This window comes from Vibrio sp. bablab_jr001 (genome assembly GCF_016464285.1).
In the GTDB taxonomy this organism is placed as follows: Bacteria; Pseudomonadota; Gammaproteobacteria; order Enterobacterales; family Vibrionaceae; genus Vibrio; species Vibrio fluvialis.
Genome location: NZ_JACDWZ010000092.1, coordinates 652,976 through 666,284, shown reverse-complemented (window position 1 = coordinate 666,284; position 13,309 = coordinate 652,976). Strand labels below are relative to the sequence as shown.

Genomic DNA, 13,309 nt, shown 5'->3' with positions numbered 1-13,309 from the left:
GCGGTAAACCGAAGTTTTAAGCACATCGATTAACCAACATATTTAGTAAGTGATCGGAGAATTTGCCAATCTCGTAGACACAAAAAACACTCGGAAACAGGAATTTGGCATGGAAGAGATCATGTTATTCCCGCTGAGCTCAATTGTTTTGCCGGAAGGGAAGATGAAACTGCGCATTTTTGAACCAAGATACAAACGTATGGTGGCAGAATGCAGCAAAGCGAACAGCGGTTTTGGAATGTGTTTGTTTGATAGCAAAATCAAACCAAATGCAAATCCACTTTCTGAATTTGGTACATGGGTAAAAATTGTTGATTTTGAATCACTAAGTGACGGATTGCTCGGCATCACTGTGGTCGGCATCAAACGTTTCGCCATTCACAAAGTGCGGGTGGAGTACGATGGCTTGCGCCGCGCAAAAGTGGAATGGCAACCCAGTTGGCCGACAGAATCCATTGGTGACGCACAAATGTTTCTCAGTCATCATCTGCAGAATCTATACAAAGAGTTTCCTCAGATTGGCGAGCTCTACCCGCATCGTTTTTTCGACGATGCCAGTTGGGTAGCGCAGCGCTGGCTGGAACTGTTGCCGCTGTCGAATCAGCAGTTTGATGCTCTGTCGCAACATGAGGATTGTCACCATGCGTTGGCATTTCTGACGCAGACGATTGAGACCTACAACGATTAAGTCCGTCGCAACAAGACCACTATACTGATAAGAGTGATCGAATCTGCTGTACTGACGTAGAAGTTGACGTTAGGTGACAGAGGGCCCGAAATTCGGGCTGCGAAGGACAGGACATCCTATGACGAGTGTAAATCCACAAACTTTCAGCCGGCAGGACTGGACAGTGTGTATGGAAAAAGTGAAGCAGCATAACAAAGACGCGTTTGCGGTCGTGTTTCACTATTTCTCGCCGCGTTTGAAACAGTTTGTTTTTAAGCATCTGGGCAACGAGCAGGTCGCTTTGGAGCTGGTGCAAGAGACGATGGCCACGGTTTGGCAAAAGTCGCACCTGTTCGATGGTAACAAAAGTTCGTTATCGACCTGGATATACACGATTGCACGTAATCTGTGCTTTGACCTGCTGCGCAAGCAGAAAGGCAAAGAACCTCACGTGCTGGCCGATGACATTTGGCCCAGTGATTTTTGTCCGCCTGACATGGTGGAACACTACGCACCGGAGCATGAAATGCTCAAAGAACAGGTGCTGAAATTTTTGGATACGCTACCGGAAGCGCAGCAAAAAGTGGTGCGGGCGGTGTATTTGGAGGAGCTGCCTCATCAGCAGGTAGCGGAAATGTTCAACATTCCTCTGGGTACTGTGAAATCTCGCCTGCGTTTAGCGGTAGAAAAACTTAGAACTTCAATCGATGCGGAGCGGTTATGAGCTACCATCCTGATCTTCAATTAATCGAAGCCTATGCCGAAGGCTCAATAGACGCAACCCACGGCCTCGCTGTGGCTACTCATTTGGAAATGTGCCCTCGCTGCCGCCATAAGGCCAGGCAGTTCGAAGAGCAACAAGGCGCGGAACTGCTCAATATGCAGGCTGGTGACAGCGAGCACAATTGGCAGCAAATGTTGAACCAGATCACCGCGCATGAGGTGAAACCTGTGCCTAAACCGCTGAGCAACAAACCTGTGCTGGTGTCGGTTAACGGCAAACAGATTCCTGTGCCGCGTGCGCTCAAGCGACTGATTTCGCCCAATGCCAAATGGCGCAGTTATGGCGGAAAAGTGTACAGCCTGCCACTGCATAACGATGATGACGTGCATATGAATCTGATGTACATCAGCGCTGGCGTCAGTATTCCCCAGCACACTCACCGTGGTATGGAATCGACTCTGGTGCTGCATGGCGCGTTCAGTGATGAAGATGGTCATTATGATGCGGGAGATTTCCTGCAGCGTGACGCCTCAATCCGTCATTCACCGCAAACCGCGCATCAGCAGGATTGTTTATGCCTGACGGTGCTGACGCAGCCGATGGTGTTTACTCAGGGGGTGGCGCGCATCTTTAACCTGTTCGGAAAAGGTCTTTACCCCTAGGCAAATATTATAGTCCTAAGCTCCTTCTTGATTTTGGCCACGTTGCGTGGCCTTTTTTTTGCCGGACTACATTTCTCTGGCATTTGTTACTCTCGTTCAGTGTATGATGGTGACGTTTTCACCACATAGAATGCGTTATGTCTCAGCCCGTTGATAAAAAAACCTTTCTCACTATTTTTACCACCGTCTTTTTGCCGATGTTTCTTGCTGCGGTGGACCAGACACTGCTCGCCACCGCAACCCCCGCCATGGTGCGCGATCTTGGCGACATGCAGCTCTCTTCCTGGATCGCCGTGGGTTACATGCTGGCCGGGGCGGCTTCGGTGCCTGTGTACGGCTGGCTGGGGGATCAATACGGGCGTAAGAAAATGTTGGCGATCGCGCTGAGCATTTTTGCGCTCGGTTCTATCGTGTGCGCTTTGGCGGTGAATATGCCGCTATTGGTCGCCGGACGAATCGTTCAGGGGCTGGGCAGCGGTGGCTTGATGAGCTTGTCGCAGGCCCTGATTGGTGAGTTGGTGCCGCCGCGTCAACGGGCGCGTTTTCAGGGCTATTTCGCTTCGTTGTTTGCGCTCGCCAGTATCGGTGGTCCGGTGCTCGGCGGGGTGATTGTGACCTATCTGACCTGGCACTGGCTGTTCTGGATTAACCTGCCGCTGGTCGGTTTTGCGCTCTATCGTTTGTCTAAGCTCAAATCGACTCAGGAAAAAGCCAGCAAAGCCCGCATAGATGTGTTTGGGTTGATTCTGTTTCCCAGCCTGATGACCGTCATTATTTATTGGCTCTCCGCCGGTGGTCATTACTTTGCCTGGAATTCGAGTATGAGCTTTATCCTGCTTGGGTTATTTGCGCTGCTGGTGGCGCTGTTTGTCACGCAGCAGCAACGGGTGAAACAGTCCTTTCTGCCGTTGACGCTGCTGGCAAAACGGGAAATTCACATTCCGCTCATCTCGACGTTTTTGTTTGCTTCCTGTTTGTTTGCACTGGTGTTTTTCCTACCGATTTTCTTGCAGGTTGGCCTCGGCGTCAGCGTGGCGCAATCGGGGATGTTGATGATTCCGCTTTCGGCAGGCGTGATTTGTGGATCCTTTATCACGGGTAAAGTGATTTCCCGTACCGGTGTGCCGAAGTGGGTGCCAGTGTGTGGTATGTCCGTCAGTTCGGTGGCATTTTTCAGCTTGGCGATGCTGGATCTAAGCCCGTACACCGTCAGCGCTATCGGATTTTTCTGTTGTCTGGGGCTGGGCACGATTATGCCGTCGACCCAAATCACCATTCAGACCATTGCGGGCAAAGCGAATCTGGGGCGGATTACCTCGATGGCAGGCTTATCGCGCTCATTGGGTGCGTCAGTGGGGACGGCTGTGTTTGGTACGCTGATTTACTCGCAAATTCCGGGATTCAGCGCGGAAAGTTCGCTGACGGCTTTATTGGAGACTCCGCGCGAGGTGATCATTGATGCGTTTCAGGCGGGGTATCTGCTCGCGGCGTCACTGGCATTCTTGTGCCTGCTCAATGCGCTGCGTGCGCCACTGATTCAACTCGACGATTACAGTTAAAGACGCGGTATGGCAGACATAAAAAAACGGCCCGTAAAGGCCGTTTTTTTGTATCAGGCGAGTCCCTGAATGATGACGAACTTTTCTAACAGCTGTTCGTCCGTTTCAATGTGCGCTGGATCGGTGATGATACAGTTGGTGATCGGGCACACCGACTCGCACGTTGGCTTGTCATAGTGACCTTTACACTCGGTACACAAATCCGGATTGATCTCGTAGATGCTGTCACCCATCGAGATCGCGCCGTTCGGGCATTCCGGCTCGCACATGTCACAGTTAGTGCATTTACCTGTGATTAGCAGTGCCATAATTATTTGCCTGTCGGGTTACGGGTATCCTGACCAGCATTAAGGTTGCGCATCAGCAGGCCGTATTCCAGATCCATATCCTGAGGAACAGGAATGTAAACGAAGTGACCGTTGCCTTTTGCATCATCAACTGCTTCGCCTTTACGGTTTTCCATCGCTTCTAGCGTGAACACCACGTTGCCTTTTGGCGTCATCAGCTCGAGGCTATCGCCAATGATGAACTTGTTCTTCACTTCGACTTCGACCATGTCGCCACGGCGTTTGCCCGTGAACTCACCCACGAACTGCTGCGCGTCGGATACAGAGTAGCCGTAATCGTAGTTTTGGTATGCATCGTGCGTGTGACGACGAAGGAAACCTTCGGTGTAACCACGGTGCGCCAAGCTTTCCAGCGTACCCATCAGCGTGTCATCAAATGGTTTGCCAGCGACAGCGTCATCAATCGCTTTACGGTAAACCTGCGCGGTACGTGCACAGTAGTAGAACGATTTAGTTCGACCTTCGATTTTCAGCGAGTGCACACCCATCTTCGTCAGACGTTCCACGTGTTGAACCGCACGCAGGTCTTTCGAGTTCATGATGTAAGTGCCGTGCTCATCTTCAAACGCGGCCATTTTTTCTTCTGGGCGATGGCTTTCAGACAATAGCACCACGTCGTCGATTGGCTTGCCACGACCGATGGTGGTTTCAGGACGCTCTTCCTGCACTTCAATCGCTTGCGGCGCATTTGGATCGAACTCTTCCACGATCTGACCTGCGTCGTCTTCTTTGCCTTTCTCAACTTTGTATTCCCAACGGCAAGCGTTGGTGCACGTGCCTTGGTTCGGGTCACGTTTGTTGATGTAGCCAGACAGCAGGCAACGACCTGAGTACGCCATGCACAGTGCGCCGTGCACAAACACTTCCAGTTCAGTTTCTGGGCAGTGCTCGCGGATCTCTTCGATCTCTTCCAGTGACAGCTCACGAGACACGATCACGCGCTCTACGCCGTTTGCTGCCCAGAATTTGACGGTCGCCCAGTTCACTGCGTTCGCCTGTACTGACAGGTGAATCGCCATATCCGGGAACGCTTCGCGCACCATCATGATGAGGCCAGGGTCTGACATGATCAGCGCATCTGGGCCCATATCGACCACAGGTTTCAGATCGCGAATGAAGGTTTTGAGTTTTGAGTTGTGCGGTTGAATGTTGCACACCACGTAAAACTTTTTGCCCAAGGCATGCGCTTCGTTAATACCGATTTGCAGGTTTTCGTGGTTGAATTCGTTGTTACGTACGCGAAGGCTGTAACGCGGCTGGCCAGCGTAAACGGCATCGGCACCGTATGCGAACGCGTAACGCATGTTTTTCAGGCTGCCTGCTGGTGACAGCAGTTCAGGGACGAAAGTTTTTTCAGTAGACATTGCTTGTATTCTCAATCTGATCTCAAGTCAGGCCAATACCACCTGATGGTATTGGAAGGGGCGCAAATTTTACGCCAAAAGAGGGCGCATGACCAGTTGAGATTGCAAGCAAACATCAGGCTTGGTCGTGAGACGCAAGCCTGATGAGGGAAGGGGTTACGCGTCAGCGTGTGGCAGGCCACCAAGCGCGTTGAACAGATCTGGCAGGAACACCGTAAATTCACCACACATCAGTGAGAAATCGGCATCGAAACGCGCAGCTTGATCTTCACGAGGAATGTCTTCGTTTTGATCTTTGAGTTCATCGCTGAATGCCAGACGTTTCAGGCTGCAATCTTCCGCGAGAATAAAGCTGATGCGATCTTGCCAGTTGATGGACAGCTTGGTCACCACCTTGTTGGCGGCGATGTGGCTCAGAATCTCATCGCTCGACAGCTCTTGCTTCTTGCAACGTACGGTAGCGCCATCATCGAGAATCGATTTCAGCTCTGCTTCGTCCAGCAAGTTAAAGCCTTGTGGCAGATTGCCTTCTTTGACCCACTCGGTCAGTGTGGTTTCGACCGCGACTTCTGGAATTGCAGGGACAACAGGCAGGCTACCCATGGTTTTGCGCAGTAGCGCCAGGACGTCTTCAGCTTTTTTGTAGCTGCTGGCATCGACCAGAATCAGGCCCTGTTTGGGCATGATCAGTACTGGCGTCAGGTGGCTGCGGCTAAACGCACGTGGCAGCAGATCGACAATGACGTCTTCTTTGATGTTGTCTTTTTCTTTTTTCTTCAGCGGGCGGCCTTCTTCGGCTTCCATCGCTTCCACTTTGGCGTTCAGTGAGTCTTTGATCACCGATGCTGGCAACATTTTTTCTTCTTTCTTGGCACAGATGAGAATGCGGTCTTCGCTGACGTGAGTCATCATGTCGCCATGTCTGCCCATCGCATGAACCCAGCCAAACTTCTGTTTATCCTGGCTGCCACATGGCGTGAAACGGAACTCAGCCAGTTGTTTTTCCAGCTGATCGGCATTGAAGTCAATCTCGCGGTTCACGCGATAAACCATACAGTTTTTAAACCACATATCTATTTCTTTTCCTTGTTCGAAAGCCCCACATCATAGGGGATTTCAGCGCTAAAGTCTTACCTCAAATTCAAAATTCCGTGATTGATACAACTGAGATAGAACGATGAATTTGATAAGAAAGTTATATTAAAAATTGTTTTCAATGGTCACAAAAGTGTCATAATCATTTCTCATAATGCATGGCGTTGATTAAAAATAAAGGTTATTCAATTATGTCTAGAAGGATTCTGGTTGTTGAAGACGAAGCGCCGATTCGTGAAATGCTGTGTTTCGTGCTTGAGCAAAAAGGTTACCAGGCCGTGGAAGCAGAGGATTATGACACTGCCGTCAACAAACTGGCTGAACCCTTCCCTGATCTCGTTCTGTTAGATTGGATGTTACCTGGCGGTAGCGGCATCAACTTCATCAAACACATGAAACGCGAAGAGCTGACACGCAACATTCCGGTGGTGATGCTCACGGCGCGGGGTGAAGAAGAAGACAAAGTCCGCGGCCTTGAAGTGGGTGCAGACGACTACATTACCAAACCTTTCTCGCCTAAAGAGCTGGTGGCTCGCCTCAAAGCGGTGATTCGCCGCGTAACACCAACGGCACTCGAAGATGTGATTGATGTGCAAGGTCTGAAGCTGGATCCGGTGTCGCATCGTGTCACGGCCAACGACGCGCCACTCGATATGGGCCCAACCGAATTTAAAATGCTGCACTTCTTTATGACCCACCAAGAGCGTGTGTACAGCCGCGAACAACTGCTGAACAACGTGTGGGGCACCAATGTGTATGTGGAAGACCGCACGGTTGATGTGCACATTCGTCGCCTGCGTAAAGCCCTCGAAGAAGCGGGTCACGACAAGCTGATTCAGACCGTGCGTGGCGCGGGCTATCGTTTCTCAACCAAAGCGTAAGAGGATCCACTGCGAAGTATTATGGTTGAACGGTTAACTTGGAAAAAGCTGGCCTGGGAGCTGGCTTTTTTTTACCTGCCATGGATTGTGGTCGGGTGGATATTTGGATACATGCCGTGGTTGCTGTTGGCGGCCACGGCGTTGCAGCTTGTGTGGCATCTGCACAACCAAATGCGCCTCTCGGCGTGGTTGTGGGATGAAAAGCGACTGACACCGCCGTCGGGTTCCGGCAACTGGGAATACTTGTTTAACGGCATTTACCGTTTGCAGCAGCGTCAGCGCAAAAAGCGCAAAGAGTTAACCAACCTGATTCGCCGCTTTCGCAACGGGGCGGAATCGCTGCCCGATGCGGTGGTGGTGTTTCGTGGTGAAGGCAATATCGTGTGGTGCAACCGCTTGGCGCAGCATCTGCTAGGATTTCGTTGGCCGGATGATGCTGGGCAGCCGATTTCCAACTTGATCCGCACACCGGATTTCATCAAATACCTGCAAAAAGATGACTTCACCGAGCCGTTGGAGATGCGTTCTCCGCTCAATGTGGAGCGCTCCCTTGAATTGCGTATTGTGCCGTACACCGAAGGCGAACACCTGATGGTGGTGCGCGACGTGACCCAACTGAAACAGCTGGAAGGCATGCGCCGCAACTTTTTTGCTAACGTGTCGCACGAACTGCGCACACCGATGACGGTGCTGCAAGGCTATCTGGAAATGACCGAAGATCCGGATATGCTGGTGGGCCCGATGTGGGGCAAAGCGCACGGCGTGATGACCGAGCAGCTCAACCGCATGAACAGCTTGGTCAATCAATTACTCACGCTGTCGAAGATTGAAGCGGCGCCGATGCATGAATTGGAAGATGTGGTCGATGTACCGGCCATGCTTGAAGTGTTGGAAAAAGAGGCGGTGAGCCTTAGCGGTGACGATCAGCATCAGCTCAAGTTTGACATCGATAAGCAGCTGCGTGTGCTGGCCGATGAAGATCAACTGCGCAGTGCCATTTCCAACTTGGTCTATAACGCGGTGAAATACACGCCGCCGGGCGCAGAAATTAACGTGCGCTGGTTCCAAACGCCGCAGGGTGCCTGTTTGGAAGTGGAAGATAAGGGCGACGGTATTGAGCCGCAGCATCTGCATCGTCTTACCGAGCGTTTTTACCGGGTTGATAAGGCGCGTTCGCGTGATACTGGCGGCAGTGGTCTCGGGCTCGCGATCGTGAAGCACGCCTTGTCCCATCATGATTCGCATCTCGATATTAAGAGTACCGTCGGTGTCGGCAGCCGCTTTTCGTTCGTGCTACCTAAGCGTCTGGTTGTGAAATGAAACTGTATGTGAAACTGGCGCTGTACGCTCTGTCGGGCATCGCATGTCATGTTCAGGCGCACGATGAGCTGCAGGATTACCACAAAACCACGGGTGTGGCTGGCAGCTTGCTGTCGGTCGGCTCTGATACGCTGGCGGGCATGACGACGTTGTGGGTGGAAGAGTTCAAATCCATCTATCCCAACGTGAACGGCCAAGTTCAGGCTTCTGGCTCGGCGACGGCTCCTCCGGCATTGACGGAAGGCACTGCGCAATTCGGACCGATGAGTCGCCCGATGCGCACGCGTGAAATTGAAGCGTTTGAACGCACGCATGGCTATAAACCGACGGCGCTGCGGGTCGCAATTGATGCGATCGGTATTTTCGTCCATCGCGACAACCCGATTGAGGGGTTGAACTTCACCCAGCTCGACAGCATTTTTTCCTCGACACTGCGTTGTGGTGCCAACCACTCAATCAATACCTGGTCTGAACTTGGTCTGCCGTATGAATGGGCTAAGCGCGGTATTCAACTTTTCGGGCGCAATTCGGTATCGGGTACTTATGGATACTTCAAACAAAATGCGCTGTGTGGCGGCGATTTCAAACGCAACGTGAACGAGCAGCCTGGTTCGGCGTCGGTGGTGCAGTCGGTGGCATCGTCGATCAATACTTTGGGATATTCGGGCGTCGGATACCGGGTGTCCGGAGTGAAACTGATCCCTATTGCGCGCGAAGGCACTGACTATGTTGAGCCGACTCACGCCAACATCCTTTCCGGCAAGTATCCGCTGTCGCGCTATTTGTACGTCTACGTCAACAAGCATCCGACACGTCCTCTGACGCCGATTGAACGTGAGTTTATTCGTTTTATCTTCTCCAAGCAGGGCCAGGCGCTGGTGGAAAAAGATGGCTACCTGCCCATTTCACCGCAGTTTGCTCATGAAGAGCTGGTGAAAGTCGGTATTGAAGAGCAGTAAAAAAGCCAGCGTCATGCTGGCTTTTTGAATGTTTCATCGGCTTAAAACTCAAGTTGCCAGCCGACGCTGTGCCAATACTCCTGCTCGCTGAGCAGATCCGCGTGCAGCAGTTTGTTGTTTTCCAGCCACTCTTTGTCGGCACATTCAAGCTTCCATTCGTCATCGTGAGCGGACAGCGTCAACTCCGGCAGGGGATCGTCATTGCGTTGCCCGTTTACCAGAATCGCCAGACGCAATACACGAATCAGACCGACAATGTGCTTTTTCTTAAACAGCGAAAAGTCTTCCATTTCATTGAGCTTGAGCGACTTGCGCTGAAAGCGCGCCAGCGTCGACAGCACCAACTGCTGCTCGTTGTTAAAACCCGCCATGTTGGTGTGACGCAGAATATACGCGGAGTGACGATGAAATGCCTGCAGGCTGATGCTCAGCCCCACTTCGTGCAACAGCGCCCCCCATTCCAGGAGATCAAACAGTTCACTGTTCTTTTTCAAACCGAGTTCATCGGCGACCTGATCGAGAAATTCGCGCGCGTGACCTTTCACTTTGGCGGCATGTTCCAAATCCACCAGATGTTTGCTGGCCAGGTTTTCAGTGGTGCGCAGGCGAATGTCGGAATACTTAAATCTGTCTTCCATCTCATACAACAGACCTTCACGTAGGGCGCCGTCAGAGAAGAACATCTCTTTGATTTTCAGATCTTTAAAAATCGCGGCCAAAATCGCGACGCCAGCAGCAAACACGGGTTTGCGATCGTCGGTGAGTCCGGTGAGCTGAATGTCGTCAATCGAGTCCCATTCGCACAGTTTGTCGATGAGCTTGTTCAGCCGCTCAGCGGTAATGATGCCATCATCATGGCCAAGGCCAATCAGTACTTCATAAATGGCTTTAATGGTGCCGGATGAGCCAAATGCGGTTTGCCAGCCAAGCTTGCAGTATTTGCTGGCGATGGATTCCAGCTTTTGTTCGGCGGCGAGGATTGCCTGAGCGAAGTTCTTTTTCGACAGTTTGCCGTTGGAGAAGTAGCGATCGGTGTAGCTCACGCACCCCATCTGTTTGCTGTTGACCAGTTCGGCTTCAAAGCCTTTACCGATGATCATTTCGGTGCTGCCGCCGCCGATATCAACCACCAACATGGATTCGGTTTGTGGTTGGGTGTGGGCCACGCCAAGGTAAATCAGACGTGCTTCTTCAGTACCGGGAATGATCTCGATAGGAAACGGCATTACTTCGCGCGCGCGCTGCAAAAAAATGTGCGCATTGTTGGCCTGACGCAGGGTGTGCGTGGCGGCAATACGTACATTATCGGCGTCAAAGCCTTGCAGACGTTCAGCAAACATCGCCAGACACTCCAGGCCTCGTTCGATGGCAGCATTGTCTAAGTTCTTTTGTGCATCCAGTCCGGATGCCAGGCGCACGCGCTGTTTATGGCGGCTGATCAGTTGTAAATCCTGATCCACCACCTTGGCGACCACCATGTGAAAACTGTTAGAACCTAAATCGATTGCGGCAATTTCACGAGTAATAGTGTCACGAGTTGTGCTGGGTTGGTTCATGGGTGTCTGTTTGCCCCTTATTCTTACGCGTTTGTTTTTCTACGTTTTTAAGATAGTCGTAAATCGCGAGCTGCGAACGGACTTTCTTGCGGTTCCCGCGCTTGATGTAGCGGTTACTCATCTCTTTGTCGATCACGCGCGCTTTCACCGTATCGGTAAACTGCAGATTGATGATGTCTATCATACGCTGTTTAAGGCGTTCGTCACGTATTGGCGCCATCACTTCAATTCGGTAATCAATGTTACGCGTCATCCAGTCGGCCGAAGAGATATACACTTGCGGGTTGCCGTCGTTGTGCGTGATCAGCACGCGCGGGTGTTCCAGGAAGCGGTCGACAATACTGATGATACGAATGTTGTCGCTCAATCCCTCAATGCCCGGTACCAGCGAACACATACCACGAATGATCATCTTGATTTGCACTCCGGCGGTGCTGGCACCATAGAGCTTGTTGACCAGGCCGCGGTCGACCAGATTGTTCACTTTGAGGGTGATCGCGCCTTTTTTACCCGCTTTGACATTGGCGATCTCGGTGTCGATCAAACGGTATAGCTGCGTGCGCGAGTTACGTGGCGACACGATGAGATGATTGAATTTCACCGGACGGAACGGGTTTTCAATATAGCCAAACACGTTGCGCACTTCGTTGGTGATTTCGCGGTCTGCGGTCAGTAGCGAGAAGTCGGTATAAATGCGCGCGGTTTTTTCGTGGAAGTTTCCGGTACCGATGTGAGCGTAACGCACAAATTCGCCCTCTTCACGGCGGGTAATCAGCAGCAGCTTGGCGTGAATTTTCATGCCCGGCGTACCAAACACCACTTGCACGCCCGCTTCGGTCAGAATACGTGACCATTCGATGTTGGCCTCTTCGTCGAAACGCGCCTGCAGTTCAACCACCACCACCACACGCTTGCCGTTGTGCACTGCATCGACCAGCGAGTTCATCAAACGCGAATCTTTCGCCACACGGTAGATGTTGATCTTAATGCTGATCACTTTCGGGTCGAACGATGCCTGACGCACCAGCTCTGTAATGTGTTCAAAGCTGTGGTATGGGTAGTGCAGCAGAATGTCCTGAGCGCGAATCGCATCAAAGGCATTCGGAAAGCCTTCAAAATCGGCACACTTCATCGGAGGCAGCGGACGGTTTTCCAAGTACTCTCGGCCGACGTTCGGAAAACCGATGAAGTCTTTAAAGTTGTGGTAACGACCGCCCGGTAACAAACTGTCGTAGTGGGAGATTTTGAGCTTCTCACACAGAAATAGCAGCATCTCTTGCGGCATTTCGCGCTCGTACACAAAGCGAACCGGCATCGCGGTCAGGCGCTGACTCAAACCTTCTGACATCTGTTCCAACAGGCTGTATTCGACTTCGTGGCTGAGGTCGTATTCCGCGTCACGGGTCATCTTCATCGCATAGCCAGTCAGCGTGTCGTAGTCAAAAAAGCCGCGGAAAATGTCATCCAGACAGTGGCGAATGATGTTGTCGAGCAGAATGATGGTTTTACGTCGTTTGCCTTTTTGCTCCGGTACCATGACAAAGCGGGGCAGGTGATCGGTCGGGATCTCGATCAGCGCGTAGTGCGATTCGTCGCCTTTCTTTAAATCGACGGCGATGTATGCGTATTCGTCTTTGAGGAATTGCAGTACGTCAATGTCATCTTTCATTAACAGTGGCGTAATATGCGGCAGCACTTCTTTATGAAAATATTTGGTGATCCAGCGCTGCTGCGCTTCATCTAATTGGGTTTCGTTGACCAGAAAAATGCGGCGGCGCGCCATCTCCATGATGATTTCGCTGTACAGGTTATCGAAGTCCTGATTCAGCTTCAGCGCTTTGCTCTGCATGCGGGTCAACAAATGCTTGGAGCTGTCGTTTCCTCCACGTTCACGGTTGATAAGAATACGACGTTTCACATCCGAAAAGCGGACTTTGTAAAACTCATCCAGGTTGTTGGAGAAAATCCCCAAAAAGCGGATGCGCTCGACCAGCGGCACGGTTTTATCGGCGGCTTCCTGAAGGACTCGTTCATTGAACGATAGCCAGCTCAATTCCTTATCGATATACAACTTTTCCGCGCTCATGAGATACCTTCTGACTGTTAGTGACGTTTTAATTATTAACCACTGCAAACTAGGGTTTTAATGTGACACTTTTATTGCAAAACAGATTA

Annotated in this window: 12 protein-coding genes; 7 read left to right on the top strand and 5 right to left on the bottom strand. The window is 51.5% G+C overall.

Annotated features, from left to right (window positions below):
• The first annotated feature begins 109 nt into the window (after window positions 1-109).
• From JIG40_RS16720 to JIG40_RS16705, 4 genes are all read left to right on the top strand, one after another.
• The gene (locus tag JIG40_RS16720; protein WP_199465679.1) at window positions 110-688 is read left to right on the top strand and encodes an LON peptidase substrate-binding domain-containing protein; all 579 of its coding nucleotides are present in this window, start codon (window positions 110-112) and stop codon (window positions 686-688) included.
• 118 nt (window positions 689-806) lie between these two features.
• Entirely contained in the window at window positions 807-1,391 is a 585-nt protein-coding gene (locus JIG40_RS16715; RefSeq protein WP_199465678.1) for an RNA polymerase sigma factor, read from the top strand.
• Complete coding sequence (locus tag JIG40_RS16710) at window positions 1,388-2,053, top strand: ChrR family anti-sigma-E factor (RefSeq protein ID WP_154184695.1); 666 nt, start codon at window positions 1,388-1,390, stop codon at window positions 2,051-2,053. Before JIG40_RS16715 ends, JIG40_RS16710 begins: the two co-directional genes overlap by 4 nt.
• Window positions 2,054-2,190: 137 nt before the next feature.
• Entirely contained in the window at window positions 2,191-3,612 is a 1,422-nt protein-coding gene (locus tag JIG40_RS16705) for an MDR family MFS transporter (RefSeq protein WP_020330612.1), read from the top strand.
• A gap of 53 nt (window positions 3,613-3,665) precedes the next feature.
• Here the strand turns inward: JIG40_RS16705 and JIG40_RS16700 are convergent, their stop codons facing one another.
• The 3 genes from JIG40_RS16700 to rdgC form a co-directional block, all read right to left on the bottom strand.
• A complete protein-coding gene (locus JIG40_RS16700; RefSeq protein ID WP_014205669.1) occupies window positions 3,666-3,920 on the bottom strand; it encodes a YfhL family 4Fe-4S dicluster ferredoxin in 255 nt (84 codons plus the stop codon).
• 2 nt (window positions 3,921-3,922) lie between these two features.
• Complete coding sequence (yegQ, locus tag JIG40_RS16695) at window positions 3,923-5,323, bottom strand: tRNA 5-hydroxyuridine modification protein YegQ (RefSeq protein WP_199465677.1); 1,401 nt, start codon at window positions 5,321-5,323, stop codon at window positions 3,923-3,925.
• A 156-nt stretch (window positions 5,324-5,479) separates the two neighbouring features.
• A complete protein-coding gene (gene rdgC, locus JIG40_RS16690) occupies window positions 5,480-6,394 on the bottom strand; it encodes a recombination-associated protein RdgC (RefSeq protein ID WP_199465676.1) in 915 nt (304 codons plus the stop codon).
• Window positions 6,395-6,609: 215 nt separating this feature from the next.
• Here rdgC and phoB point away from each other — a divergent pair, with 215 nt between their 5' ends.
• From phoB to JIG40_RS16675, 3 genes are read left to right on the top strand one after another with little or no spacing between them, the layout of a single operon-like run.
• Window positions 6,610-7,299 carry a phosphate regulon transcriptional regulator PhoB gene (gene phoB, locus JIG40_RS16685; RefSeq protein ID WP_004729465.1) on the top strand — a complete coding sequence of 230 codons (690 nt, stop codon included), beginning with the start codon at window positions 6,610-6,612 and terminating at the stop codon, window positions 7,297-7,299.
• A gap of 21 nt (window positions 7,300-7,320) precedes the next feature.
• Window positions 7,321-8,619 carry a phosphate regulon sensor histidine kinase PhoR gene (gene phoR, locus JIG40_RS16680; protein ID WP_199465675.1) on the top strand — a complete coding sequence of 433 codons (1,299 nt, stop codon included), beginning with the start codon at window positions 7,321-7,323 and terminating at the stop codon, window positions 8,617-8,619.
• Window positions 8,616-9,578, top strand: a complete 963-nt coding sequence (locus JIG40_RS16675; protein ID WP_024373809.1) for a phosphate ABC transporter substrate-binding protein — start codon at window positions 8,616-8,618, stop codon at window positions 9,576-9,578. Before phoR ends, JIG40_RS16675 begins: the two co-directional genes overlap by 4 nt.
• Window positions 9,579-9,619: 41 nt before the next feature.
• On the opposite strand, the gene ppx is transcribed toward JIG40_RS16675, so the two are convergent.
• Complete coding sequence (gene ppx, locus JIG40_RS16670) at window positions 9,620-11,134, bottom strand: exopolyphosphatase (RefSeq protein WP_199465674.1); 1,515 nt, start codon at window positions 11,132-11,134, stop codon at window positions 9,620-9,622.
• Window positions 11,109-13,220 (bottom strand): polyphosphate kinase 1, encoded by a 2,112-nt coding sequence (gene ppk1 / locus JIG40_RS16665; RefSeq protein WP_020330621.1) that lies wholly within the window; start codon window positions 13,218-13,220, stop codon window positions 11,109-11,111. Before ppk1 ends, ppx begins: the two co-directional genes overlap by 26 nt.
• Window positions 13,221-13,309: the final 89 nt, after the last annotated feature.

Bases quoted from the DNA above. Each gene is read 5' to 3' on its own strand.
- JIG40_RS16710 (WP_154184695.1), top strand. From the start codon at position 1,388: ATGAGCTACCATCCTGATCTTCAATTAATCGAAGCCTATGCCGAAGGC.
- phoR (WP_199465675.1), top strand. From the start codon at position 7,321: ATGGTTGAACGGTTAACTTGGAAAAAGCTGGCCTGGGAGCTGGCTTTT.
- JIG40_RS16705 (WP_020330612.1), top strand. From the start codon at position 2,191: ATGTCTCAGCCCGTTGATAAAAAAACCTTTCTCACTATTTTTACCACC.
- JIG40_RS16700 (WP_014205669.1), bottom strand. From the start codon at position 3,920: ATGGCACTGCTAATCACAGGTAAATGCACTAACTGTGACATGTGCGAG.
- ppx (WP_199465674.1), bottom strand. From the start codon at position 11,134: ATGAACCAACCCAGCACAACTCGTGACACTATTACTCGTGAAATTGCC.
- ppk1 (WP_020330621.1), bottom strand. From the start codon at position 13,220: ATGAGCGCGGAAAAGTTGTATATCGATAAGGAATTGAGCTGGCTATCG.
- rdgC (WP_199465676.1), bottom strand. From the start codon at position 6,394: ATGTGGTTTAAAAACTGTATGGTTTATCGCGTGAACCGCGAGATTGAC.
- yegQ (WP_199465677.1), bottom strand. From the start codon at position 5,323: ATGTCTACTGAAAAAACTTTCGTCCCTGAACTGCTGTCACCAGCAGGC.
- JIG40_RS16720 (WP_199465679.1), top strand. From the start codon at position 110: ATGGAAGAGATCATGTTATTCCCGCTGAGCTCAATTGTTTTGCCGGAA.
- phoB (WP_004729465.1), top strand. From the start codon at position 6,610: ATGTCTAGAAGGATTCTGGTTGTTGAAGACGAAGCGCCGATTCGTGAA.
- JIG40_RS16715 (WP_199465678.1), top strand. From the start codon at position 807: ATGACGAGTGTAAATCCACAAACTTTCAGCCGGCAGGACTGGACAGTG.
- JIG40_RS16675 (WP_024373809.1), top strand. From the start codon at position 8,616: ATGAAACTGTATGTGAAACTGGCGCTGTACGCTCTGTCGGGCATCGCA.